Origin of the sequence: Longibacter sp. (assembly GCF_051155795.1) — a bacterium.
Taxonomy (GTDB): domain Bacteria; phylum Bacteroidota; class Rhodothermia; order Rhodothermales; family Salinibacteraceae; genus Longibacter.
The window spans coordinates 1-23398 of record NZ_DAXETW010000026.1 but is presented as its reverse complement, the minus strand read 5'-3'; the positions used below and the strand labels follow the sequence as shown (position 1 = coordinate 23398).

The 23398-nt window shown below is 61.8% G+C and carries 23 protein-coding genes and 2 pseudogenes; 10 read left to right on the top strand and 15 right to left on the bottom strand.

Going from position 1 to position 23398, the window contains the following annotated elements; translation table 11 throughout:
* The first annotated feature begins 215 nt into the window (after window positions 1-215).
* Window positions 216-506, top strand: coding sequence for a transposase (locus ACFCU0_RS03735; RefSeq protein ID WP_434972322.1), 291 nt, complete (start codon window positions 216-218; stop codon window positions 504-506).
* Window positions 503-745 (top strand): annotated as a pseudogene (locus ACFCU0_RS03730) (hypothetical protein); the annotation flags it as partial. The gene ACFCU0_RS03735 and the pseudogene ACFCU0_RS03730, both read left to right, overlap by 4 nt.
* Before the next feature lie 57 nt (window positions 746-802).
* Here the strand turns inward: ACFCU0_RS03730 and ACFCU0_RS03725 are convergent.
* Window positions 803-1054: a hypothetical protein gene (locus ACFCU0_RS03725; RefSeq protein ID WP_434972323.1), complete on the bottom strand. Its 252-nt coding sequence runs from the start codon at window positions 1052-1054 to the stop codon at window positions 803-805.
* Between the two features lie 43 nt (window positions 1055-1097).
* Here ACFCU0_RS03725 and ACFCU0_RS03720 point away from each other — a divergent pair, with 43 nt between their 5' ends.
* Window positions 1098-1493: an integrase core domain-containing protein gene (locus tag ACFCU0_RS03720; RefSeq protein ID WP_434972321.1), complete on the top strand. Its 396-nt coding sequence runs from the start codon at window positions 1098-1100 to the stop codon at window positions 1491-1493.
* Between the two features lie 104 nt (window positions 1494-1597).
* Here ACFCU0_RS03720 and ACFCU0_RS03715 read toward each other — a convergent pair whose 3' ends face one another.
* Window positions 1598-2671 (bottom strand): hypothetical protein, encoded by a 1074-nt coding sequence (locus tag ACFCU0_RS03715; RefSeq protein ID WP_434972320.1) that lies wholly within the window; start codon window positions 2669-2671, stop codon window positions 1598-1600.
* Window positions 2672-4077: 1406 nt separating this feature from the next.
* Between ACFCU0_RS03715 and ACFCU0_RS03710 the strand changes: the two genes are divergently transcribed.
* The 4 genes from ACFCU0_RS03710 (at window position 4078) to ACFCU0_RS03695 (ending at window position 7729) form a co-directional block, all read left to right on the top strand.
* Window positions 4078-4299 (top strand): hypothetical protein, encoded by a 222-nt coding sequence (locus tag ACFCU0_RS03710; protein WP_434972319.1) that lies wholly within the window; start codon window positions 4078-4080, stop codon window positions 4297-4299.
* Between the two features lie 186 nt (window positions 4300-4485).
* Window positions 4486-4704: a heavy-metal-associated domain-containing protein gene (locus ACFCU0_RS03705; protein WP_434972318.1), complete on the top strand. Its 219-nt coding sequence runs from the start codon at window positions 4486-4488 to the stop codon at window positions 4702-4704.
* Between the two features lie 59 nt (window positions 4705-4763).
* Window positions 4764-5045, top strand: coding sequence for a metal-sensitive transcriptional regulator (locus tag ACFCU0_RS03700; protein ID WP_434972317.1), 282 nt, complete (start codon window positions 4764-4766; stop codon window positions 5043-5045).
* A gap of 53 nt (window positions 5046-5098) precedes the next feature.
* The gene (locus ACFCU0_RS03695; protein WP_434972316.1) at window positions 5099-7729 is read left to right on the top strand and encodes a heavy metal translocating P-type ATPase; all 2631 of its coding nucleotides are present in this window, start codon (window positions 5099-5101) and stop codon (window positions 7727-7729) included.
* A gap of 6 nt (window positions 7730-7735) precedes the next feature.
* Here the strand turns inward: ACFCU0_RS03695 and ACFCU0_RS03690 are convergent, their stop codons facing one another.
* The gene (locus tag ACFCU0_RS03690; RefSeq protein ID WP_434972315.1) at window positions 7736-8248 is read right to left on the bottom strand and encodes a MerR family transcriptional regulator; all 513 of its coding nucleotides are present in this window, start codon (window positions 8246-8248) and stop codon (window positions 7736-7738) included.
* 154 nt (window positions 8249-8402) lie between these two features.
* Here ACFCU0_RS03690 and ACFCU0_RS03685 point away from each other — a divergent pair, with 154 nt between their 5' ends.
* Entirely contained in the window at window positions 8403-9332 is a 930-nt protein-coding gene (locus ACFCU0_RS03685) for a DMT family transporter (RefSeq protein WP_434972314.1), read from the top strand.
* A gap of 204 nt (window positions 9333-9536) precedes the next feature.
* On the opposite strand, the pseudogene ACFCU0_RS03680 reads toward ACFCU0_RS03685, so the two are convergent.
* Window positions 9537-12452, bottom strand: a pseudogene (locus tag ACFCU0_RS03680) (AAA family ATPase); the annotation flags it as partial.
* 245 nt (window positions 12453-12697) lie between these two features.
* On the opposite strand from ACFCU0_RS03680, the gene ACFCU0_RS03675 reads away from it, so the two are divergent.
* Window positions 12698-13663 (top strand): R2-like ligand-binding oxidase, encoded by a 966-nt coding sequence (locus ACFCU0_RS03675; RefSeq protein ID WP_434972313.1) that lies wholly within the window; start codon window positions 12698-12700, stop codon window positions 13661-13663.
* 39 nt (window positions 13664-13702) lie between these two features.
* Here ACFCU0_RS03675 and ACFCU0_RS03670 read toward each other — a convergent pair whose 3' ends face one another.
* The 7 genes from ACFCU0_RS03670 to ACFCU0_RS03640 form a co-directional block, all read right to left on the bottom strand.
* Window positions 13703-14389, bottom strand: a complete 687-nt coding sequence (locus ACFCU0_RS03670) for a CvpA family protein (protein ID WP_434972312.1) — start codon at window positions 14387-14389, stop codon at window positions 13703-13705.
* Window positions 14390-14515: 126 nt separating this feature from the next.
* The gene (locus ACFCU0_RS03665) at window positions 14516-14980 is read right to left on the bottom strand and encodes a GatB/YqeY domain-containing protein (protein ID WP_434972311.1); all 465 of its coding nucleotides are present in this window, start codon (window positions 14978-14980) and stop codon (window positions 14516-14518) included.
* Between the two features lie 213 nt (window positions 14981-15193).
* Window positions 15194-15463 carry an HPr family phosphocarrier protein gene (locus tag ACFCU0_RS03660; protein ID WP_434972310.1) on the bottom strand — a complete coding sequence of 90 codons (270 nt, stop codon included), beginning with the start codon at window positions 15461-15463 and terminating at the stop codon, window positions 15194-15196.
* A 31-nt stretch (window positions 15464-15494) separates the two neighbouring features.
* Entirely contained in the window at window positions 15495-16484 is a 990-nt protein-coding gene (locus ACFCU0_RS03655) for a polyprenyl synthetase family protein (protein ID WP_434972309.1), read from the bottom strand.
* 40 nt (window positions 16485-16524) lie between these two features.
* On the bottom strand, window positions 16525-17160 hold the full coding sequence (locus ACFCU0_RS03650) for an adenylate kinase (RefSeq protein WP_434972308.1): 636 nt from the start codon (window positions 17158-17160) through the stop codon (window positions 16525-16527).
* 116 nt (window positions 17161-17276) lie between these two features.
* The gene (locus ACFCU0_RS03645) at window positions 17277-17789 is read right to left on the bottom strand and encodes a hypothetical protein (protein ID WP_434972307.1); all 513 of its coding nucleotides are present in this window, start codon (window positions 17787-17789) and stop codon (window positions 17277-17279) included.
* Between the two features lie 83 nt (window positions 17790-17872).
* Window positions 17873-18364 (bottom strand): phage holin family protein, encoded by a 492-nt coding sequence (locus ACFCU0_RS03640; protein WP_434972306.1) that lies wholly within the window; start codon window positions 18362-18364, stop codon window positions 17873-17875.
* Between the two features lie 217 nt (window positions 18365-18581).
* Between ACFCU0_RS03640 and ACFCU0_RS03635 the strand changes: the two genes are divergently transcribed.
* The gene (locus ACFCU0_RS03635) at window positions 18582-18953 is read left to right on the top strand and encodes a NifU N-terminal domain-containing protein (protein WP_434972305.1); all 372 of its coding nucleotides are present in this window, start codon (window positions 18582-18584) and stop codon (window positions 18951-18953) included.
* Window positions 18954-18976: 23 nt separating this feature from the next.
* Here ACFCU0_RS03635 and ACFCU0_RS03630 read toward each other — a convergent pair whose 3' ends face one another.
* From ACFCU0_RS03630 to ACFCU0_RS03615, 4 genes are all read right to left on the bottom strand, one after another.
* A complete protein-coding gene (locus ACFCU0_RS03630) occupies window positions 18977-20182 on the bottom strand; it encodes a hypothetical protein (RefSeq protein WP_434972304.1) in 1206 nt (401 codons plus the stop codon).
* Window positions 20183-20376: 194 nt separating this feature from the next.
* Entirely contained in the window at window positions 20377-21036 is a 660-nt protein-coding gene (locus ACFCU0_RS03625) for a redoxin family protein (protein WP_434972303.1), read from the bottom strand.
* Window positions 21037-21340: 304 nt separating this feature from the next.
* On the bottom strand, window positions 21341-22846 hold the full coding sequence (locus tag ACFCU0_RS03620) for a sodium-dependent transporter (RefSeq protein ID WP_434972302.1): 1506 nt from the start codon (window positions 22844-22846) through the stop codon (window positions 21341-21343).
* A 138-nt stretch (window positions 22847-22984) separates the two neighbouring features.
* A partial coding sequence (locus ACFCU0_RS03615; RefSeq protein ID WP_434972301.1) for a penicillin acylase family protein occupies window positions 22985-23398 on the bottom strand: 414 nt, incomplete at its 5' end.

Sequence of the window (23398 nt, the reverse complement as noted above, 5' to 3'; positions counted from 1 at the left end):
ATGGGCTCGTTGTGTTTGTCCGCTGCCTACACCGACGCGAGATCTATCGTTATTTTCCATAGGTTCGCTGGCTGTATACGTCAAACGTATGCAGCACAACACGCGCTACACCGGACGGTTGAGGTGCGCCCGAGAAGTTGAACCACCCGGTTGGCTAGGATGAAGTTGGGCCGTAGCGGCCGTATTTTCTACTAAACAAAACCAACCAAGCCACTATGAGCAAGACGTACAGCCCCGAATTCAAACTCCAAGTTGTCCTTGAGGCGCTTCAGTCCGATCGAACCGACGCGGAGATTGCTCGCGCGTACGACGTGCACCCCGTGACGCTCTCCAACTGGAGAAAGAAGCTCAAGGACAACGGCGCGAAGGCCTTCGATGGAGACAACGAGCTGAAGGAGAAAGAGAAAAAGATCGCCAACCTCGAACGCATGGTCGGCCAAAAAGAGGTCGAAATCGCTTTGCTGAAGAATTTTTTGGGCGAGGACGGCGATCTTAGATCGCCATGACCACCACGGAGAAGGTCCGTCTCACCGGTCAGTGTAAAGAAGACTACGGACTGAATCGGTGCCTTCAAGCCATCGGTCTGCCGAAGAGCACCAATGGCGATGTTTCATCGCCTGCCTACCGGAAACGCCGACCCGACGGCTCGAGCGAAGACGACCAGCGACTGATGCAACACATCCGAGCGATCATTCGAGACCATCCGGATAATGGGTATCGACGCATTCTGCCCGAACTCCGGGAGCGCAGCGGCGAGACGGTCAACCATAAACGGCTTCGGCGTCTGCTTCGCGAGCATGAGTTAGGCCTGCCCTGCTGCCTCACGAAAGCGAAGCCCTCGCCCGTGCGGGAGATCCTGCGGGAGGCCTCCGGCCAACTCAACCTCCTTGAGGCGTATCTCGGCACCGATCACGAGCCGGATCCGCTGGAGGTCTTCTCGACGGATTTTACCGAACTCAGCTACGCCGAAGGCGCTCGCAAAGGCGCACCCGATGGCCGTGGTCGAAGTGGGCAGCCGGTGCGCGTTAGCCTGGGCCGTGGGCCCAAGTGCCAATCGCGAGCTCGCGTTGCAATGCTGGGAGCAGGTGCACGCTCGGATGGCCGCACTCAGCCGGTCGCTGGAAGGAAGCGTACTGCACAGCGACCGCGACAGCGTTTACACGAGCTCTGACTGGTTGCGACAGGTGCTGCTCGACGACGGCCTGCGCGTGAGCTACTCCGAGCGCGGGGCGAAGGATAATCCGTGGATTGAATCGCTCTGGGGCCGAATGAAGACCGAGATCGGTTCGCGGATCGTCGATGCGCAGACGCTGCCGGAGTTGGAGGGCGTCATCGACGAGCGCTTCCGCTACTACAACCACAGGCGGCGCCACACCCAGATCGGAAATCAGCCGCCCGTGCCCTGCCTTGTAAACCTGCACGACCACCCCGAAATAATCTACTCAGTAGCCTCTGCGGCGTTGCCGAGACGAGCGAAGCGACTCAAGAAGTAAATTAGCCCGCCTGATGGTACAAAAACTGGGCACCCATCCCGCTCTTTTCTCCGAGACTTAAGCGTAATAAGAGCGCAGGGTTATAGCGCTTGCTACATTTTTTATCATTCTGACTCCCCCCAATCGGCCCTTTCATGAACGTCCTTTATAATCGATCTCGTCGCCTCTGCAAGCGTTGCTTCGCGGTCCATGTAGCGCGGCAGGTATTTCTGGAGGGCGGGGAAGTAGAGTGAAAACACCTCCTCTCGGACCATGTACATCGTGTAGTTTTCGATTCCTTCTTCTTTCAAGGCCGTCCTCGTTACAGCTCCTGCGAAGTAAAAAAGGTACGCGTGCCAGAGACTTCGCAAGCCTTCTCCCTCCCCCTCCGTGACGTCTTCAATCGTCTCCGGAATGAAACCCGTCCGGGGCCGGATAAGCTGATGTCCTGCCTCGTGATACAGAATTTCCACCCAGCTGCCTTCGACAGCCACCCAGCTGCCCTCCATAGCGTTCTGCCCCTTGGACGGCATGACGACGTGAGTAGGAAAGACCGTCGTAAATGCGGTGTTTTTCTGTGACTTCCCGTAGTAGGTGACGTCAACCCGGATCTTGTACTCCGGCCAGTTCTCGTGGGCAAGGCTAGAAAGCCGCTCGGAGACGTTGTCCTCCGTGGTACGGACCAGATTCAGGTTATCTGACACGATGTTCTCGTTCGAGGCCTGCTGCTTATCCCAGAAGTGCTGGCGGTAGACGGAGTCAAATGTTTCTAAGCGGTCGGTGTGGTCTCGAAACTGCCGGGGAACTGACGAGAACTCCGTTGTGTCCTGGCGGATCACCCACTTTTTGAAGTCCTGCATGTACTCGCTGCTTCTGAGGTCTTTGTCGACTAAGTTGCGCTTGTAGAAGGCAACCACCTCTTGAAATAGGTTCCTCTCGGCCCCGTTGAAGTTATCTCTGACCTCTGTATCCACAGGACCGGAACGCTCCTCGCTCCCAGCGACGGCCACCTGGTGCAAAAAGTGGTGCATGTTCAGCCAGTAGTGGCTGAAGAAAGCAAATCGCTCACTCTCGGCTACGAAGCCTGGAAATTGATCGTCAGTTGGTGGAGCATCCTGAGTCTGTGCCTGAGCGGATGACAAGAGGCCCAGTCCAGCGAAGACGATAATTCCAATCGTAGTACCAAACGCTTTTCTCACGACCTGAACGGAATTGGATTTGCGGTTAGATCCGAGCGCTATAACGGACAAAGCACACCAGCGGTGGTCACGCCCCGCGGTAAGCACACGAGACGCTACGGTCATTCAAGGCGCAACGACACCGTCCGGTGCAGCATGATTATACACCATGTTATTTTTCTTCCTGCTGACCATTCCCTCCTTGGTTAGATGACTTGCTCTTCTTAGGTGGCTTTGTCTCAGGCATAGGAATTTTGAGGTTGAGAGTCGGAAGATTTCGGTCCTCTTGGATAAGACGCTTCTTCCGAGATTTCTCTCGTTTCTTCTTATCATCACTCATTGTGTGATATCGGTGTCGTAGAAAGTTTCGAAGTAGCGCTCTGCTTCTTGCTCTACCCGCTCTCTTAACTCGGGTCTATCTGGCAACGGTTTGGGTAAATGCCTTCCTCTGCTTCTTGTTTTCGGCTCCTGATGTCGAAAGTGAGGCTATTTATTTCCTCCCTTGTCAATTCTCCCTTTGAAACCGCATACCACTTTCGCTCCACATAGAGAGCAATATTCGAAAGTTCACCGTTAAGGCGACCGATTTCTTCAATCCTCTGCTCGAAAGGGAGATGATGCTTAACGGAATTGAATACCTGTGTTGCTGCGATTAACAGCGCCCAAAGCCATGGTACGCTTTGAGACACTGCCCAAATCGCGAGACTGGTACTGGAAACAGCTGCGACACCGAGATTTATTCTTCGCTCCCAGACCTCAGAAGCAACCCGGTATTCATTAAGGTATATTGTCTGCCCTCTAAGCTGGGTTAGCTCTGCCCAGTACCGTTCTTGGTGAGAATTGCTTTCAGGCATACAACAGAATTATTTTGCCAGAAAAAGGCACAGTATCCTATTGACACATTATCTGATTACATACTTGCCGCTCGTTGGTGTTGTATAACATCTTGCTATCTGGAATTACGTCCGGAGATCACGGATATCCGACGCATTATCACGAGGTTGCAAAGCACGGAGCATGCCGAAGCAAACTCAATCCATAAAAAATATAAGATACCACAAAGGGAATACACAAACTGAACGGTACATTTTTTGTTCGGACACTAACATATATACTACCAACGGTCGGAATTGCCCGATTGCCCCCCCAGCCATCGCGTTTGCACGTCTCTGAGCCTGCCTTCCAGGGCCCGGTCCAGACCTCTTCCGGGCGCGGCGTACTCCACAGGATCATCGGGTGTGGGACATTGGAGCGTCATGAGCCCGGGACGGAAAATCGATTGGCGTTCGCGCTTCCTGCACCGTATCTTCATCGCATGAGTCCATGAGCCGCTGCTTCGCCGGCGGCACACGCACGGCCCCGGCCGGGACAGCGGCTGCACCCGACGTCCGACCGCCAGCCTGTCCCACCACGATTCCGCTCCTTCTATGGTGACACCGAACACCGCCGAACCGACGTCCTCCCCGTCTCCCGCCGACCAGCTATCGGATCGCGAACGCTCCCTCTTGCGTGCGGCCGAACATATCCGCTCCCTCCGTGAACAATACTGGGACGCGCTCACCAACGGCCCCGCCTACGAGGCCAACCGACTGCAGGACGAACTCCGTCTCGCCCAGCACCGCTTCCGCGAACGCGCAAAACACAGGTAGCAAACCGCTGGTCTACCACTCATTCTGAATACCCACCGCCGCCGACGCCCCCATGCGTCGGCGGCGGTTTGCCATTAATCCCCCACCAAGCGGACCACGGGGCGGAACACCCGGACGCCTCACGGATCTAATTCCATCGTGGATACCCTACCCCCCTACCCCTTACATCCTCTCCTCCCACGTGCCATGAACACAGCCGAAGCCAGGACGCTCACCCTGACGATCGACGGGATGACCTGTGACCACTGCGTTCGCGCCGTCGAGGACGCCCTCGCAAGCATCGACTCGACGGAGGTCCAGTTCGTCGAGATCGGCGAGGCGACCGTTCGGTTCGACCCGGACCGGACCAACCGGGTCGAACTCGCCGCCGCCGTCGCCGACGCAGGATTCACGGTCCAGTCGTAGCCGACGCATCCAGCACCGCTCAGTACTGCCGTCTCCTCCCCTACGCACGCCGCACCACCATGGACATCAACGACGCCAAACGCGCCGACATCACGAACCGGCTCAAACGCATCGAAGGTCAGGTGCGGGGGCTGCAGCGGATGGTCGATGACGATCGGTACTGCGGCGATATTCTCAACCAGATCGCATCGGTCCAACAGGCCCTGCGCTCCGTGGGCAAGGTCGTCACCCGAAACCACCTCGAGACGTGCGTCACGGACGCGCTTCGCTCCGGCGATCGAGAGGCGGCCGAGGAAACATACGACGAGGTCATGGACCTTCTCTTCGAACAGATCAAGTAATACCGGCCCGCCCCTCCCTTCGCTTTCATCACACAACACGCGACGCGCTGTAGATGACGTCCCCTTCCGACATGCCGGACACCGACGCCCGCCCCGCCAGCCCGCCGAACGTCGACGCCCCGGGCGACGAGAACGCCAACACCGAGGCGGCCTGTGCCGTGGACGCCACGGCCGATTCCGGCAACAGCCGGCCCGAATCGGCCGCAAAGGCAGACGTGCAGCTACCAATACAAGGCATGCACTGTGCCTCCTGCAGCTCTCGCGTCGAATCCACCCTCCGAGATCTGCGTGGCGTAGAGCATGCAACCGTGAACCTTGCGACGGAGACCGCAGCGATCCGATTGCGGCCGGCGAACGGCGAGGGACCGTCCCTGGAGGACCTCTGCCGGGCCGTCGAGGACGTCGGGTACTCGGTGCCAACGACGACGCTGAGTCTTGAAATCGAGGGCATGCACTGCGCCTCGTGCTCTTCCCGCGTGGAACGCGCCCTCGCGGCGACCGACGGCGTCGTGAATGCATCGGTCAACCTCGCGACCGAAACAGCAACCGTTACCGTCGTCGAACGGGGCCCCTCGGAGCGGGACCTCGAGCGTGTCGTCCAGGACGCCGGCTACGAAGTGCGAACATCGTCCGGGGCTCGATCCCAGTCCCTGTCGGACAAGACCGCGGAGAAGGTCTCGACCGCCCGCCGGCGCATGTGGGTTGCCTGGGCCTTCACCGCGCCGATCATGCTGGGAATGGTCCTGCACATGGGCTTTGGCATCATGTGGCCGGATCCACTGGTCTTCCGTGGAGCCATGATCGCCCTTGCGGTGCCCGTGCTCGCCGGCGTGGGAATCACCACCTACCGGAGCGGCACGAAAGCCCTTCTGACGGGCGGCCCAAATATGGACTCGTTGATCGTTCTGGGGACCACGGCGGCCTTCGTGACGGGCCCGCTTTCATTTCTGATGCCGGTCGCCAGTTACGCCGGGGTGTCGGCTATGATCATGGCCTTCCACCTCACGGGTCGGTACATCGAGGAGTCGGCCAAGGGCCGGGCGTCCGAAGCCATCCGAACGCTGATGGAGCTGGAAGCGAAAACCGCTACCATCGAACGGGACGGCAGCGAGGTCGAGGTCGACGTATCGGACCTCCGCCAGGGAGACGTGATGATCGTCCGCCCCGGCGAGAAGGTTCCAACCGACGGGACCGTCGTCGACGGCGAGAGTGCTGTTGACGAGTCGATGGCCACCGGCGAATCGATGCCCGTCGAAAAGAATGCGGGGGACGAAGTGATCGGGGCCACCATAAATCAGGACGGCGTACTTCGCGTCCGCGCCACCCGGGTCGGGTCCGAAACCTTCCTTTCGCAGGTGGTCCGGCTTGTGGAGGAGGCGCAGGGAACGAAGGTACCGATCCAGGCCGTCGCCGACCGAATCACGGGCTGGTTCGTCCCGGCGGTGATCGGCGTAGCCGTGGCGACCTTGTCGCTTTGGTTCGTTCTCCCCACCTGGATGCACGCGCTGGCGGAATGGGGGCAGTTCCTTCCGTGGGTTCAGCCGGGCATGAGCACGATGACCCTTGCGGTTTCATCCATGGTCGCCGTGTTCGTCATCGCCTGCCCGTGCGCGCTCGGACTCGCCACCCCGACGGCGCTGATGGTCGGCAGCGGCCTCGGCGCGAAGAACGGCATTCTGATCCGCTCCGGGGAAGCGATTCAGACACTGAAGGACATCGGCATGATCGTGTTCGACAAAACGGGAACGATCACGCGCGGAGCGCCGGAAGTGACCGATGTCCAGCGCGTCGAGCCTGCGGAACCGAGTCAGTGGGACGATGAGGACGTGCTCGCCCTCGCAGCGGGCGCCGAGCGTGGCAGCGAGCATCCTCTGGGTCGCGCCGTGGTCCGCTACGCGGAGTCGCAGGACGTGAGCATTCCGGATGTAGACGGATTTGAGGCGGTCCGTGGGAAAGGCGTACGTGGTACCGTCGCCGGGCACCGGGTTGCTATCGGCACGCGCCGCCTCATGCAGGAATCCGGACTCGATCCCTCGGTCGCCGAAGAGCAGATGGACGCGCTGGAGCGCGAAGCCAAAACGGCTGTCATCGTGGCGATCGACGATACGATCATAGCGGTTCTGGGGATCGCCGACACGCTGAAGCCGGGATCGGAAGACGCTATCCGCGCCCTGCACGATGCCGGCATCCAGACGGCGATGCTGACAGGCGACAATGAGCGAACGGCCCATGCTATCGCCGACCGCGTGGGCATCGACCACGTCGTGGCGGAGGTGCTGCCCGACGGCAAAACGGACGAGATCCGGCGCCTGCAGGACGAATTCGGGCGAGTCGCCTTCGTGGGCGACGGGATCAACGACGCGCCGGCGCTGACACAGGCGGACGTCGGCATTGCGATCGGCACCGGCACGGACGTCGCGATCGAGGCCAGCGACGTGACGCTCGTCCGGGGCGAGCTGTCCGGCGTCGTGGACGCGCTCTCCCTCAGCAGGGCCACCTTTCGGACGATCCGCCAGAACCTGTTCTGGGCCTTCTTCTACAACGTGGTCATGATTCCGCTGGCGGTGATCGGCTGGATGCACCCCGTCCTCGCGGAAATCGCAATGGCGACCAGCTCAGTTACGGTCGTCGGAAATGCCAACCGGCTTCGGAGCCACGACGTGACATCCCGCGATGCCACCTGACGTCGCTCAAAGGTCGTCGCGCAGATCGGCGAGGAAGTCGCGCAGGTCGTGGAGTTCTTCCCGAAACGCACGCCTGCCGTGAACCCCCTCCCGTTGCAGCACCGCCCGGGCCCCGGCAATCGTGTACATCTCCTCCTTCAGCAGGTGATGAATACGCTGGACGATGTCGATATCGTCCTCCGTGTAGACGCGACGCCCGGCCCCGTCCTTCGTCGGATCAAGCTGTTCGAATTCCGTCTCCCAGTAGCGTAAGACGTGCGACTCCAGACCGAGGCGGTCGCTCACCTCCCCGATGGAGTAGCGAGTCGGCACGGGGTTCGAGGGCTCCAGATCCGACGGCTCGAGATCCGACGGTTCGTGCGCGTCACTACCAGGCGTCTCGTCCGTCGCCGGCTCTGGGTCCTCAGGGGCGTCCGACGCGGGGGGCGCCGGCTCTTTCGGCTGCCCGGCACCGGGAGCGACGTTGGAAAACAGGTCAGCGGGGGGTTGTCCATCCGGCGGGGACGACGTGTCGGTCATGAGCCCTGATCGGTGGGTTAGTCACGGGTGCGGAAGCGTCGCTACTGTGATTTAACGGTCCAGAAGTCGTAAGTGCAACCTCGGTGCGTTGACGGGGAGGCGCACCGGTGCCATCTTTCAACGTTCTCGGCTTTCCCGCTCCTCCCCCGCACCCGTGCCCTCCGACTCCTGGAAGTCCGACGCGTCGCTCCTCCTTGTCGTCCTGATCTGGGGGGCAAACTTCCCCATTCTTAAGGTCGCGCTTGAGGCGATGCCGATTCACGTGCTGAACGTGTTTCGCTTTATCGTGTCGGCCGGGGTACTGGGCGGGATGTACGTGTGGAGCCGCCGGGGGATATCCGCAGACGCTTCAGCCGGCGGGTTTTTCGCCCCGTTTCGCCGCCACGCGGGGCGTCTCGTCGTCCTCGCCGTCATCGGGTACGTACTGTACCAGGTCTGCTTCGTCGTCGGCGTAAACAACACCACAGCGGGAAGCGCCGCCCTGATCATGACGAGCGCACCCATGTGGACCGCCGTCATCGGGCGGATCACCGGGACCGAGCACCTGGGGCGCTTCGCCTGGCTGGGACTCATCGTGTCGATGTTCGGCACCGCGCTGGTCGTTGCTGCCGGCTCCGACACGGTTGCCGTCGGCGCGGGATCGCTCTTCGGAAACGCCACCATCCTGCTCGGGGCCGTCCTGTGGGGCGCCTACACCGCGCTCAACAAACCAATCGTGAACGACATCTCACCAGTTGCCGCCACCTTTTTCGGGATCCTGATCGCTCTTCCGATCCTCGGCATGATCGGCGCTCCGTACGCACCGGGCATCGCCTGGGGCGATGTGGACCTCTGGGTCTGGCTGGCCATCGTCTTCAGCGGAGGCCTCTCCACCGGGATCGCGTTCGTCATCTGGAATACCGCGGTCAAGAACGTCGGCCCGTCTAACACTGCGATTTACAACAACCTCGTCCCACTCGTAGCGCTCGCGGGCGGCGCCGTCTTTCTCAACGAGACGGTCAACGCATGGCAGATCGCCGGCGGGGCGCTCATCATCACGGGGCTCGTCCTCGTCCGGCGCTACCGGAACCGTACGCCGGCGTGACATTCGATCCCGCACGGCAACCGACAGCTGCCATGGCCGACCCCTTAGATGCCGATCATCTCAAATTCCGATCATCTCGAACGATGAGCCGGACACCGGATCTTTTTCCACTTCGATGCGCACGGGAAATGCCTGCTTCAGCTCCTGAAGGTGCGTAATCACGAGGATCTTGGAGAAGTCCGTCCGAACGGTCTGGATCGCTTCCACCAGTCGCTCGATCCCCTCGCGGTCCTGCGTGCCAAAGCCCTCGTCAATCACCAGCGTGCGAACGCGGACGCCGCTTCGCTCCGCAAGCAGTTGTGCCAGAGCCAGGCGAAGCGCGAAGTTCACGCGAAAGCTCTCCCCCCCGGAGAACGTCTCGTACGGCCGGGGAATGCCCTGCTCGTCGGTAATGATGATTTCGAGCGTCTCCTTCGTGCCGCCCGTCTTTTTGTCCTTTAGCGTCTCGAGACGCACGTGCATCTTGCCATCGGTCAGGCGTTCGAGCAGTACATTGGCGCGCTGCTCAATCTCGGGCAGCGTTTCCTCGATGATCAGCGACGGAATTCCGTGCTTGCCGAAGGCGCGTCGCAGGTGCCGGTACAGTCGGCGCTGTCGGTGGGCCTCCTGCCGCTCTTTCTTCGCTTTCCGAAGGGCCTTTCGATCGTCCCGCGCCTTATCGAGCCGTTCGTCCAGCATGCCCAGTTGTTTCTGGAGTTCGTTCAACTCGCCCTCGGCGGACTGCACCTCCCGGGCTTTTTCCGCCTGCTTCTCCTCGACCGCCTCCCGATCGCTTACCTGGTCCCGCAGGTCGCTTAGGGTGGACCGCAGTTCCTCCCGCTTTTCCTTTTCTGCATCGATCTTTTCCCGGATGCGCGTTCGCTGCGTTTTCCAGTCCTCGCGATTCTGCTGGGCGTTGACCAGGTCCTTCATGCGCCCGGCGGCCTCCTTCAGGTCCGCAAGCGTCCGTTTCACCTCCTGAAACCGATGCGGGTCGAAGTCGACATTCGAGAGTTGCTGCTCGAGTTGTTCGATCTGCTTTGGCAGTGGAGCAAATGCAGACCCGGTGTCGATGGCTTCCCGTAGCTCCTCGATCTGGCGTCCCGCGTCTTCGATCTTCCGCTCCAGTTCGTCGCGGCGACCCTCAAGATTGTCGATCTCGCGAAGCTGTTCGGTGTACCGGTCGATCTGCGCGGCCTGTGCAGTGAGCCGTTCGTAGGCCGCCGGGTCGAAGGGCAGATCGCTCAGCTTCTCTTCGATGACGGACCGCTGCTCCCGGAGTTCGGCTCCGTACGCGTTCTGGTTCAGCCTTCTGTAAATGCTCGCCGCGGTCTGCCGGTCGGCCTGCACGCTCCGAACCTGCGCATCCCGGGCTCGCTTCTGCTCTCGAAGCGTCGCCAGGCGTTCCTCGACACCGCTCAACTCCGTCCGATTCTCCTCCACACCCTGATACGCCTCCAGGAGATCGGAACGCCGGTCCCGCGCCGCGTCGATCTCGGACTTCAGCGTATCCAGTCTCTCATCGATCGCCGTGAGCCGCTCCTTCAGCGTAGACGCGACGTCCCGGGCGTGCTCATCCGTAAGCTCCGTGCCGCAGGTGGGACAGGTCCCCCCCTCGGCCGACCGGATGCGGTCCAGGTCGTCCGCTACCTGCTCTCGTTCTTCCGTGCGCGCGTCGACTTCGCCGACCCGTTCCTGCAGCGCCTCGCGCACCTTCGTGCCGCGCTCCTTGATTTTCGCCTGCTTGCGCTCCAGGGCCTGCTTCTTCTCCACCGCCTCTTTCGCCTCGGCGATCCGATCCTCCAGCGACGCCGACCGGTTGAGCTTTTGCTCGTCTTGCTGGATGCGCTGTTTGAGCGTGTCAAGCTCTCCCTGAAGCTGCTGCCGGAGGCCGACCAGCTTTGTGTCGATCGCAGACGCCTTCTCCTTCAGCGTTTCCCGCCGCTGGCGCACGCCGGCCAGGTTCTCCGCCTCAGATTTCGCCTTCTCCGCCGCCTTCAGCTTCTGCTTGAGATCCTCCTTCCGCGACAGCTTCGGACGGATTTCGTTCAGGGTTTTCCGGTTGCTCTTCCGTTCCACCTCCAGGCGATGCAGCCGCTTTTCGAGCTCATTCCGGCGGCGCTCCAGTTCCGACGTCTTTGACTCGACCTGCTTCTCGAGCCCGCGATGCAGGTCGCGCTTTTCATCCAGTTGCTCGCGTTCCTCCTGTAATTCTTCGTACCGCTCGTATTCCCGCTGAATCTGGTCGCTCCGTGCGAGCAGGTCGTCCGCCCCTTGGATTTTCTCCGCCAGTTCCTGCATCTCCTCACGGTACGACTGGACCCGCTCATCCAGGTCCTCCAGCGTGGAGGAAACCGAGTCGGCCTCCTGAGCTTTGGCTCGGAGGGAGGCGAGACGCTCGGTGAGGGCCTTCTCCTCCTCCCGCAATGCCTCGAGGTGCTCGGTTTGCTCCTGCACCGAAGACAGGATCTCTTGCCGCTCCTTCTTCCAGGTCGGTACGTCCTCCAGCCCGGCCTGCAGGCGCTCGATGTCCGCCTCCTGCCGCTCGACCTCGGTCCGGGCCACCTTCATCTTCTCGCGCGCCCCCTGCGCGAGTTCCTCGTACTTGGTCAGGTTAAGGATGTTAACCAGGATCTCCTTGCGCTGGCTCGGGCTCTTTTTCGTGAACTCGTCCGAGCGGCCCTGCAGCAAGAACGCCGAGTTGATGAACGTGTCGTAGTCCAGCCCGACGGTATCCTCAATGATCGCCTGCGTCTCCCGCTGATGCCCGGCGGTGAGTGGACGGTAGGCATCCTCGTCGGGCTCGTACAGCTGAAACTCCAGGTCGGACGTGGTGGTCTTTCCGCTCGCCGATCGGCTGAAAGAGCGCTTGACGCGATAGCGGGCCCCTTCCACGTCAAACGTGAAGGTTACCTCCATGTGGCGGGTCCCGATGCGGATCAGCTCGTCATCGGGCTTTCGCTTCCCGCTCGACTTGCGGGCTTCCCCCCACACGGACCACGTCATCGCATCCAGCAGCGCGGACTTTCCCTGCCCGTTCCGGCCCGACAGGCAGGCCACGTCGAATCGGTCGAAGTCGAGGGCAGGGGCCTCGGTCCCGTAACTCAGGAAGTTTTGCAGCTCTAATCGAACGGGTACCACGAGGGAATACGGCGAATAAAAGGAAAGCAGCTCGACGCGACATCGCGGGCCATTTCGGCCGCGGATCGCGGTCTCGATAGGCTCAAAAACGGCACAATCCGAGGTTTGATTCGCTCTCGGTGCTTCGGACAAGGCGTGCCGTTCAGAACCGTGCTCCGGTGTTTACCTTATGGAAGCTTTGGCGTATCTTCATTCGTGTCCTGAACATCCAATTGCACACCTTGTCCGAACGATCTGGCTTCGTCATGGAATCGCCTACGAGTAAACCGTATCGCACATCGTTTAGAACATCCAGTGAGGGGCTCGATCACGACACCGTCCCGATGCGCCTCTGGCGAAAAGCGAAGTCGCTGGGCACCTGGGATCCGGCGAGCATCGATTGCTCGAACGACGCTGCCGACTGGGCCTCGCTGGCAGACGAGGAACGAGACCTCTTGCTTCGACTCACCGCGCAGTTTGCCGGCGGAGAGGAATCTGTCACGCTTGACCTTCTTCCCCTCCTGATGCTGGTCGGCGAGGAGGGTCGGATCGAAGAGGAAATGTTTTTAACGTCGTACCTCTGGGAGGAGGCGAAGCACGTGGAGGGGTTCGACCGCTTTCTGCGCACCGTGGCCGGGGCTCCAGGAAACCTGGAGCACTTCTTCACGGATCCGTATCGGACGCTCTTCTTCGAGGAGCTGCCAACGAGCATGAACGCCCTGAAGACGGACACGTCCCCGGAAACGGTTGCGCGGGCCGCTGTAACCTACCAGATGATCGTCGAGGGAACGCTCGCCGAGACCGGGTATCATGCCTACTACACGGTTCTCGAAGAACGGGGCATCCTTCCGGGCATGCAGCAGTTCATTCGCAACGTCCAGCGTGACGAGTCCCGGCACGTCGGGTATGGCGTGTACCTGCTGTCTCGCCTCGTCGCCGAACACGGGGACCGCGTGTGGGACATCATCGATGAGCGGATGCAGGAACTGATCATGCTCGCGGTGAACCACATCCAGGAGACGCTCGGCGGTTACGACCCCGTCCCATTCGGGATCACGCCCGAGGATTTCGTCGAGTACGGCATGGGGCAGTTTCAGAAGCGCTTCGCCCGCATTGAGCGCGCCCGCACTCAAACGCTGGAGGAGGTACTGTACGACGGGAAGTCCGCACCTGTCGCCGGGGACGGCGCAACCGAGGATCCGGGCACGACGTCCGCGTCCCTCCCCTCCTGACCGGATCACGTGCGCGACGGTCAGGCCGCCGCCCGGGGGTTATTCCGGTGCGGCCTGTTCCGGCGTCCCGCTGGGATCGTCCGCTGGAGTGGTGCTCGAAGGTTCGGTTTCGGCTCCGTCGGGCTCGGCATCCGTCGCACTGGGCGCGTCGCCCTGCCCCTGCGGGTCCGTTGACTCGGCGGGATTGTCATCCTCGGGGGGGAGCGTCGGCCGGACGCTCTCTCCGAACGCCTCAGACGCCTGCCGGACTGCGGGTAGATACGCGGCCACGTGATCCCACGTACCCGGCAGCACCTCCGCTACGGGCGTGTACAGCATCGAGGCCTGCTGCGTCTCTTCGTCCGGAATGCCCGCCTGGGTCGAGACGAGGAAAAGCACGCTCAGAAGCAGAGCAGCCTTGAACGCCCCTAAAGCTCCCCCGGCTGCCCGGTTGGCGAACGTGAGATTCAAGGACTCGACCGCCGCTTCGATCATTCGGGCCAGCGCGATGATAATCAGCTGCACCCCGCCGAAGACAACAACAAACCCGACCAGCGGTGCTGTGGCCTCGGACAGACCGAGCCCGTCCGCCGTCAGCGCGCCGATCGGCCGCATCAGTTGAACGGCCAGGATGAAGGACACAACCAGCCCGATGATGCTTGCCACCTGTCGGATCGCACCGGCCATCATGCCGCGAACGAGTCCGCCGGCCAGAGCCACAACAATAATCCAGTCCAGATACGTCATAGTCGTTCGTTCGAGCGGCGGGAGGGTCGATCGCCGATGCTACGTTTCAGGAGATCCCGCAACGTGAACCAGTTGCACGCGGGCAAGATGCAACAACAACGGGTTGCGCGTCCGCCGACGACCGCTTTACCCGAGCTTTTCCTTCACGATCTGCTGCACGCGTGATCCGTCGACCTTCCCGCGCAATTCGCCCATCGCGCGCCCCATCACGGCGCCCATGTCGGACATGTCCGTGGCGCCTACGTCCTCGATGATCGCGTCGAGGGTCGCCTCGAGCTTCTCATCGGACATCGGCTCGGGCATGAACTCCTTCAGGACCTCGAGCTCCTCCTGCTCTTTCTCAACGAGGTCATCCCGACCGGCCTCCTCGAACTGTTCGATGGAGTCCTTTCGCTGTTTCACCTCCTTTCGAACGACCGCAAGCTGTTCCGACTCGTCCAGTTCCGCGTCATCTCCCTGACGCTTGTCGATCGTCTTGTTCATGAGCGCGGACCGAAGGCTGCGAAGCGTCCGTAGTCGAACTTTGTCGCGCGCCTTCATGGCATCCTTCATTTCCTGCGTGACGCGCTCCATGATGGAAAGGTCTGACATGGCTACGTGGTAACATTGGACAATCCGATGAAATGAGGGGCGCGGACATCTGCACCGGCACAACTGCAGGGCCGGTCATCGCGCCATCTTTCTCAAACCCTCCCGCACCGCTTGCGGTCCGGACCCTCCGCCCAATTTAATACGAAAGGCGCTAAACCGCCCCGCCATCTAAGGCTGTGCAACGGTACGCGGCGGGCGGCTTCGGGGGCGGACTCAGATTTCTTCGCCGAAGCCGTTCTCGAACAGGTCCTCCAGCGCGTCCGCGGCGTCGTCTTCATCGTCCCCCTCCACGACGAGCATCAGCGTGGCTCCCTGCTCGGCAGCGAGCGTCATGACGCCAATAACACTTTTCGCATTGATCTCGTACCGGTCGCGGCGGAGGAAGACCTCGCTCTCGAACTTCGACGCCGTCCGCACGATCATCGACGCCGGGCGCGTGTGAATCCCCGCTTTGTTTCGGACGGTTAGCTCTCGTTCAATCATGCGATGCAGTCGATCGGGTACCGGTACAGCGTCAATGGGAGCGCGCCTGTAGCTTTTCGAGGAGCCACATCAGGTGATGCGTCGCAGCGGTGTCGGGAAGCACGGAGAGCCGATCAAATGCATCTTCGGTGTACGACGCAACCGCCGACCGGGCCTCATCGAAGACGCCCAGCGCCTGCATGCGTCGCCGGGCCTCGGGGACCTCGTCGACCGAGATGCCACCGTCGAGGAGGCGGCTGAACCACTCTCTCTCATCTCCATCGGCCGCCTCGAACGCTTTCAGCGTGACGTACGTTCGTTTGCCGTTCTTGAGGTCGCCGCCGACAGCCTTGCCCCAGTTTTCGTCATCCGCCGTGACATCGAGCAGGTCGTCCTGGATCTGAAAGGCGCGCCCCGCCTGTCGACCGGCCTCCGCCAGCATGGCTACGTGATCGTCCGAGGCGCCGCCGGCAACGGCGCCGAGTTCGAAGCACGCAGACAGGAGAGCGGCCGTTTTCCCATCGATCATTTCGAGGTAATCTTCGACCGACACGTCCGCGGTCGTTTCGAAATGGGTATCGAGGCGTTGCCCGATGCAGAGCTGCTCAACCATGCGGTTGTAAATCGCGAGCAGCGGTCGGGCGGGGAGTGCCTCGCTCGCGGTCAACAGCTCGTAGGATAGCGCAAGCATGAGGTCGCCGGCGAGGATCGCGGTGCCTTCGTCCCACTTCACGTGCACGGACGATCGGCCGCGCCGCTCGGTCGCTTCGTCCATGATGTCGTCATGGACGAGCGTGAAGTTGTGGAAGATCTCGACCGCGAGGGCGACGTCGAGCACGTCCTCATCTTCGGCCCCGTATGCCTGCGACACGAGCATCACGATCAACGGGCGCACCCGTTTTCCTCCGCCGCGCAGTACGTAGCGGATCGGATCGTACATCAGATCCGGCGCGCGGTCGGAAAGGCAATCGATAAGGGCATCATCGATGCGGCGTCTCAGGGAGTCGACCCGGGCATCAGAATCGGGCGTAGAATCGATCATTCTGCGGACTCGCAGGCAGTGGGGCGGACGGACGAGGAAGCTACGCGAGGTCGTCGAGGACGCCGTTGATGCGTTGGTAGACGTCCTTGATGTCGCCCGTGCCATCGACGCGCACGAGCAGCCCGCGGCCTTCGTAGTAGTCCTCGAGCGGCTGCGTCTCCTCACGGTACACGTTCAAGCGGTTGCGTACCGTTGCGGGCCGATCGTCATCGCGCTGTATGATCATATCCGCATCCACGTCCTCCGGAGGCGGGTTGTGGTCCAGGTGATATGTGGTTCCGGTCTGCCGGTGCACGCGGCGTTTCGACAGACGATCGACAATCACATCGTCCGGGACCTGCAAGCTGATGCACGCATGAATCGGCGCCTCGTTTTTCTCCTCAAACTCCGTAAGCCACTCCGCCTGCTGCGTGGTGCGCGGGTAGCCGTCGAGGATGAAGTCGTCGAGCCCGCGTTCGGCAATCGCGTTTTCGGCAAGCTTACGCACGACTTCGTCGGGGACGAGCTCCCCTTTCTCGACATACGACTTGGCCTCCAGCCCGACCGGAGTTTCATTTTTCATGGCCGTGCGAATTATGTCGCCGGTCGCGATCTGCTCCAGGCCGCGATTGCGCTCAAGACGACGTGCCTGCGTACCTTTCCCCGCGCCGGGCGGGCCAAACAGAATGATTCGCATAGATTTTCGACGGGCGTGCGTTCTGTGGGATGGATGATGGGTAAACCGGGGCATGACACCCCGGGACGGCGCAATCGGCCGCACACCGATGCACCGTTACGTCCTGTACGTGGACGCTAGAACAGGTTGTCTTCGATTGTCTCCTCCAGATTGGCGTTCGCGATCACGTTTTCGATGACGTCACGGGCGAGCATCGTAATCGCCGTGCGTGCGATCATCTCGACCACTTCTCGCATGAAGCCGGCGGACTGGCCGCTTCCGGAGCGGTCGTCGTAGACCACGAGAGGGACGCGCTCTTTCAACACGCCCTGGACGGCCTCTTCCACGTCCTCCCCCTTCCCAATGGCGTCACGCACCTCATCTCGAACGGCGTCGATGTACGCCGACGTGAGCTGGCGGTGGCGCTGCTGCGTCCGACGACGTTTACTACCGCCGAACGCCCAGCCGACGGCAAGCCCTGCGACCACGGCTCCGCCGACGCTCCAGAGCGGGTTTTTCGCGAGGGTGTCACGGACCACGTCCTGGGTGGACGAGATCTCTCCCTGCAGCGAGTCGAACCGATCATTCATGGCCTCGGTGACGGACTGCAAGCGAGCTTCGAGTTCAGCCTTGCTTGGCTCTTTCGGCATGAGGTGAGAAACGGAATACAGAAAGAAGGGAACGCGAGCGGGGCCGACGTGCGCGATTGACGGCTTCCGGAGATTGGGAACGCTCAGGCGTTGGTCGACGGCCCGCCGTCGGTGCCCGCTGCAGCTTGGTCGTCATCGGAGGACGTCTGGGTCTCGGATCGGTAGCGGTCGCCACGGAGGCGGCGAAAGAGTTTCGTCTCAACCACGATCGGATGCCGCTTCGCAACGATAACCACCACGAAAGAGCAGACTGCAAGCACGCCGAAGACGATCAGGAAACCCCAGAAGGGCTGTCCGAGCGCCCACCCGAGACCGAGAGCGAGAGTCGTCAGTCCGAAGAGCCCCGTGAAGAAGGCGAGGATGGCCAAAACGATGCCGAGAACCGCCTGACTGGCTGCGTCGTCGATCTCGTCGTTGATCTCACGAACGGCAAGGTCGAGCCGCAGGTCGATCCATTCACGCAGGTCCTGGACGATGCCCCTGGTTTCCTCCGTCATCCGCTTCAGTTTTCCTCCTCTCCGCGCGACGGGCGGCGAGGGGCGATCAGAGCCCGGTCGGTCGGGAAGCGATTCCATAGATCCAGGGGTTGCTGGCGGGAAGACGCGACACGGATAATATAGGGTGCGCGGTCGGGAGTGCAAGTGAATATGCCGTCAGCAAGACGCCCCACGCGCCGATGCGCACAGATTCGTGCTTTCGTTTCGCACTCGTAATAAATCCAGCACAGCATCGGTTCGATCCGTCCATCCCCGTCGGCCCTGGGAACGCGTCGAATGGCGATGGTTGATTCCCATGCCCGCACTTCCGATTCTTGTCGTCCCGTTCGAGACGGATGGGCCGGCTTGCTCTCTCTCGCTCATCGATCACCTCACCTACATGCCCAGCTTTCAAACCGAGACGACGCCGAACCCCAACAGCCTGAAGATTACGACCGACGGGGGGCGTTTTATTGACGAGGGGCTGATCTCGGCGTCATCGGTCGACGACGTGCCGGAGGAGACGCTCGCGCACCGGCTATTATCGATAGACGGCATCGCGGACGTCCTTTTGCTACCGGCCTTTCTTACGATTTCTCGAACCGACGGGGAAGCGTGGTCAACGCTCATGCCGAAGGTCGAGGCCGTTCTGACGCAGCATTTTGCGGAACGAGAAGACGCTACGTAGCAGATCGGCAACAGCCGCCTGCATCACGAGGCCTGCTCAGACGAGGCCTGCTCAGCCAGGCGATTGAGAAGCACACGTACTCGACGCGTCAGAAGCGGTCTGCGGTGCACGTAGCCGGGCTCCAGCAGAACGATGTCAAGGTTTCGGAGGGTATCATTCTGCAGCGATTCAGGCAGGCGGCCCTGGACGCTTGAACGCGCGATCACGGCTCCGATGTCGGTGTGATGCTCGTGAATCCAGGACGCCACGTCTTCTATCCCCTCGTATTCGCTCCAGCGAAGATGAGCGCCGCGCTGCGGCTCCGGACCTCCCCGACTAACAAGAAACTGCATACCGGCAGCGTACGCGTGGGAGGCGTCCTGCGCTTCCAGAAAAGCGCGCTGCATCTCGAGGGCCCCGGGCGTGTCTTCGTGCGCTGGAAACACCCCTCGAAAGTCTGCCATCGCCTCCAGCATCGGATCAGGAGTCAGATCTGCAGGCGCCCACAGCACCTTGAGCGCGGTCGGGGCGTACCCCTCGTGAAGCAGCGCATCTTCGGCCAGGTTGTGCCGCTCCTCGTCCGGCTCCGATCCGTCGATGATCCCGACACCGTAGCCGGCCGGGCCTTGCACGATGGCCTCCGTATCGCCGCCCCTGGCGAGCCATGTCTCACGAAGCGAATCGCCCGTCTCACCGCGAGCGAGGACCAGCACATCCGCTCCGTCTGTTGCGCCCTTCGTGCCCGCCTGAACGACCTCGATCTTCAGACCGTCGACAGGATGTGTAAGGTCTTGAACGAGGGCAGGAACGATCGCCGGAGACACGTCCGGGACGATGCTTCGTACACGGTAGCCCATGGCCAGAGCTGCCACCAGCTCACGCAGGCCGTCCGCCGGTGTCGATGAACCGTGCTGGACGCATACCGTGACCTCCTCTCTGGTCGCGTCGGATCTGCCTCCGCCCCATTCCCGCACGGCGTCCGCGAGAGACGCGGGGGTCACGATCGAAGCCCACTGGTTCAGTGCGAAGGCGATGGCTTCGTCGGTGAACGTGTTGTTTGCATCGAGCGTGGCCTGCTCGGCGTCCGCTCGACGATCGTACTCCGCCTCCGACCAGTGCCGGGCGACGTGTGCGATACCATCGATGCGCGCCCGTGTGCCGGGATCGAGCGATGCCAGAGCAGCGCTCCCCTCCCCGTCCACCGCGTCTTCAGGGAGAGCTGTACTGCCGTGATGGGACGAATCGGACACAGGCGAGGGTGAGGAGTCGTCGGTCATGAACGGATGGACCTACAGGTGGGCGTACGAGCGATCTGAATCCGAAAGCGCGGGGGGTGTTGGATCCCGCACCGAAAAGTGGAGCCATATAAAACGCGCACCACCGGAAACGATCCGTGAGTGCGCGCTCAGACCCGGCGAGTGGCCGGACGAGATGTCGCCAAGGCTTACTGATCGTTCAGCTTCAGGGTGCAGCCGAAAGCCTTCGTGTGAGCGACTGGAATGTCTTCCCCCGCAATGACGGCTTCGATCGCATCGCGAAGGTAGGCGTTTTCTACGTTATCTGCCGAGGCCGGGCTGTCGTCGATTGTGCCGGCATACACCAGCGTCGACGTGTCGTCGAACAGAAATACGTGGGGGGCTCGAGAGGCACCGAGCGCGCGAGCGAGGGCTGCCTCATTGTCGCGAATGTACGTCACTCTGTAGTCGTTCGCCGCCGCCCGCTGGGCATTTGCCTCTTCCGACTCCTGAGGATAGGCGGTCGCATCGTTCGAGTTCACCAGGACGAATGACACGCCGCTCTCCTGCACAGCCGTGGCGAGCTCCATCACACGGTCCTCGTAGCGGTCCACCCAAGGGCATTGATTGCTCCAGAAGACAATCACCGTCGCGGTTTCGCCCATCAGCGACGACAGGGAGACCGATTCGCCATCTGTGGTCGTGAAGGACGCTGAAACGGACGGCATGTCCGAACCCAGCGGCAATTCCTGTACCTGCGCGGTACCGTTTCGTGGAAGCGAAAGGCACAGGGTGAAAACGATCAGCAAAGGCAGGACGCGGGCGAACGGCGCTGGTGCGGTGGCGGGTGCTACGTCAGGCAGGCGCATAAAACGTGCAGTCGGTTGAAACTCCGGCGAGAAAAGCTGAGCCTTAGGGCCCCATAGATTTATGTGCGAATTTCGTGCCTTTGGCTACAAGGTACCGTCCCACAGACCCGAAGTGGGTTCGTGAACGTCATATGCAAGGGCGCTTCTCAGGCACGATGCTGCGGTCTCAAGTAAACGAGCCGCGACGCACCCCTCGGAAGTATCAGACGCGGAGATGTCCTGACCCGCATGTCGACTTGAGAGCCGTAGAGACGACCTGCAGTCGCCGAACCGCGCGGCCCGGAGAGGCAAAGAGGGTGACGGGCTATTCTACTTCGGTCGTCCGTCCGAGTGTTCGTCGCGCCATCTGCTTGTTCAGGGCGAGAAAGATGACGATGGCCAGGCCCCACTGTAGAAGGCACGTCATGACGGAGAAGGGTTCCAGCGGATTGAACCAGCTGTCCGGGGCATAAACCGCCGCCGATTGCCAGAGCCACCAGCCGAGAAGAACGACGGCCTGCATGGGCACGAGGACGCCGACGAGCACCTCCCAGACGCGTCCGGGGTCACGATCGTCCTTGATCGAGGCGATAGCGTCGATCCGGAAGTCGCGCACACCGTACGAGATCACGGCGGTGGCGACGAGCGCCCCGGAGATCAGCAGCCCGATGCCCCACACAAAGTCCTGATTCGCGAAAATGTCCAGGTTGAGCGCGGAGGGGACGCCGAAGAGGAAGCCGAATCCGCACACCCCGAGAATAGCGTGCTTTCGATCGACGCCGAAGTCCACGAATGTGCGGGTCGCGAGCTCGACCATGGAGATGAGCGAGCTGAAGGCAGCGAAGGAGAGGCCGAGAAAAAAGAGAACGGCGAGCGTCGATCCGAGCGGCATCTCGGCGAAGAGGCGGGGCATCCAGATAAAGGTAAGGCCCGTCCCGGCGGGTCCGCTGGTCTGCATAACGCCGAGGATTTCCTCTTTCGGCATTGTCGCACCGAGCGTCGCGAAGACCGTCCCGAAGATGATCATGCCTGCCATCAGTGAGACGATGTTGTTGCCGATGCCCGTGATGAACGCGTTCGTCACGACGCCGTGTCGACTCTGCATGTACGCAGCGTACGTCAAAATAAGCCCCCACCCGGCGCCCGTATCCCACGCGTTCTGTGTCAGCGCTTCGAGCCAGATCTCGGGCCGGGTGAGCTGCTCCCACTGCGGATTGAACAGGAAGGCGATCCCGTCACCCGCCCCCTCGAGCGACAGCGTCCAACCAAGGGCGACAACCACGATCAGAAGCAGCGTCGGAATCAAGACCTTGTTGACGGACTCGATCCGACGCACGCCGGTCCATACCGCGAAGGCTCCGAACGCCATGGCGGCGGCGTGAAACATCAGCGGGGTGTACCCCGCCTGGAACCCATCCCACACCCCCTGAGCGGATTCCTGCGTCAGTGGGAGCGGATTGGTCAGCATTTCCACGAAGTAGAAAATGCACCACCCCGCCACCACGGCGTAGTAGAACATGATGGCGGATGCGACCATCCCGACGAACGCGCCCATCCAGGCAGACCGCTCGCCGGCGACGCGAACGAAGGTGCCGACCACGCCGCTTCGCCCCTTCCTGCCCAGGGCGTACTCCGCGATGATGAGAGGAATGCTCCATAGAAAAAGGAAGGTGATCCAGGCAATCAGGAATGCCCCGGCCCCTTCCTCCCCGCCATTGGTTGCCGCGATGCGCGGGAAGCGCCAGATGTTGCCGGTTCCGACCGCGATCCCGAGTACGCTCAGGATCAATCCAAGACGGGACGAGAATCGCGGTTGATCGGACGAAGCCATGCGACGAGATGGTGGTTAATTGCAGGAAACGCAGGTGCTGCGCGGTTCACATCAGCACAGGTGCACGTACGAAGAAAGCGACGCGCTGCCAGACATGCCACCGCGGGTGCCCGGACCGCTGCCGGATCGGCCCTCGGGTCACCGCACCGACGGCTGGAGGGTCGACCGCTGCGTCACGAGCGAGTCCGGCAGGTCGGAGGGCGACGCTGGAAACCGAACCGGGTAGTACTCGAATCCCAGGTAGGCGTCGAGCTGGTCGTCGTAGTGACTCGGATGGAGCGGATCGCCACTCTGTCCGCCCGGCACCACGGCAGCGGCACGTGGCGGGGCAACGGAAAAGTCGATGACGAGCCGCTGGCTCGCGCTGTGGGTCGTCTCTCGTCCTCTCGCGGGTGACACCGTCGCGTCGAAGCCCGGGTAGGGCATCGGGCCGCGCCACAGAGGACGGAGTTGCTCCGAACGCGTCAAATGGCGAAACATGACGCGATGGTGGTCGCCCCATCGCCACGCCGAGGGGTCGTCCCCGTGCGCAGATCGGAGGCTGTCGCTCGC

Excerpts from the sequence above, each read along its gene's own strand:
- ACFCU0_RS03735 (WP_434972322.1), top strand. The coding sequence starts at position 216 with ATGAGCAAGACGTACAGCCCCGAATTCAAACTCCAAGTTGTCCTTGAG.
- ACFCU0_RS03720 (WP_434972321.1), top strand. The coding sequence starts at position 1,098 with ATGGCCGCACTCAGCCGGTCGCTGGAAGGAAGCGTACTGCACAGCGAC.
- ACFCU0_RS03710 (WP_434972319.1), top strand. The coding sequence starts at position 4,078 with ATGGTGACACCGAACACCGCCGAACCGACGTCCTCCCCGTCTCCCGCC.
- ACFCU0_RS03705 (WP_434972318.1), top strand. The coding sequence starts at position 4,486 with ATGAACACAGCCGAAGCCAGGACGCTCACCCTGACGATCGACGGGATG.
- ACFCU0_RS03700 (WP_434972317.1), top strand. The coding sequence starts at position 4,764 with ATGGACATCAACGACGCCAAACGCGCCGACATCACGAACCGGCTCAAA.
- ACFCU0_RS03695 (WP_434972316.1), top strand. The coding sequence starts at position 5,099 with ATGACGTCCCCTTCCGACATGCCGGACACCGACGCCCGCCCCGCCAGC.
- ACFCU0_RS03690 (WP_434972315.1), bottom strand. The coding sequence starts at position 8,248 with ATGACCGACACGTCGTCCCCGCCGGATGGACAACCCCCCGCTGACCTG.
- ACFCU0_RS03675 (WP_434972313.1), top strand. The coding sequence starts at position 12,698 with ATGGAATCGCCTACGAGTAAACCGTATCGCACATCGTTTAGAACATCC.
- ACFCU0_RS03670 (WP_434972312.1), bottom strand. The coding sequence starts at position 14,389 with ATGACGTATCTGGACTGGATTATTGTTGTGGCTCTGGCCGGCGGACTC.
- ACFCU0_RS03665 (WP_434972311.1), bottom strand. The coding sequence starts at position 14,980 with ATGTCAGACCTTTCCATCATGGAGCGCGTCACGCAGGAAATGAAGGAT.
- ACFCU0_RS03660 (WP_434972310.1), bottom strand. The coding sequence starts at position 15,463 with ATGATTGAACGAGAGCTAACCGTCCGAAACAAAGCGGGGATTCACACG.
- ACFCU0_RS03655 (WP_434972309.1), bottom strand. The coding sequence starts at position 16,484 with ATGATCGATTCTACGCCCGATTCTGATGCCCGGGTCGACTCCCTGAGA.
- ACFCU0_RS03650 (WP_434972308.1), bottom strand. The coding sequence starts at position 17,160 with ATGCGAATCATTCTGTTTGGCCCGCCCGGCGCGGGGAAAGGTACGCAG.
- ACFCU0_RS03645 (WP_434972307.1), bottom strand. The coding sequence starts at position 17,789 with ATGCCGAAAGAGCCAAGCAAGGCTGAACTCGAAGCTCGCTTGCAGTCC.
- ACFCU0_RS03640 (WP_434972306.1), bottom strand. The coding sequence starts at position 18,364 with ATGGAATCGCTTCCCGACCGACCGGGCTCTGATCGCCCCTCGCCGCCC.
- ACFCU0_RS03635 (WP_434972305.1), top strand. The coding sequence starts at position 18,582 with ATGCCCGCACTTCCGATTCTTGTCGTCCCGTTCGAGACGGATGGGCCG.
- ACFCU0_RS03625 (WP_434972303.1), bottom strand. The coding sequence starts at position 21,036 with ATGCGCCTGCCTGACGTAGCACCCGCCACCGCACCAGCGCCGTTCGCC.
- ACFCU0_RS03620 (WP_434972302.1), bottom strand. The coding sequence starts at position 22,846 with ATGGCTTCGTCCGATCAACCGCGATTCTCGTCCCGTCTTGGATTGATC.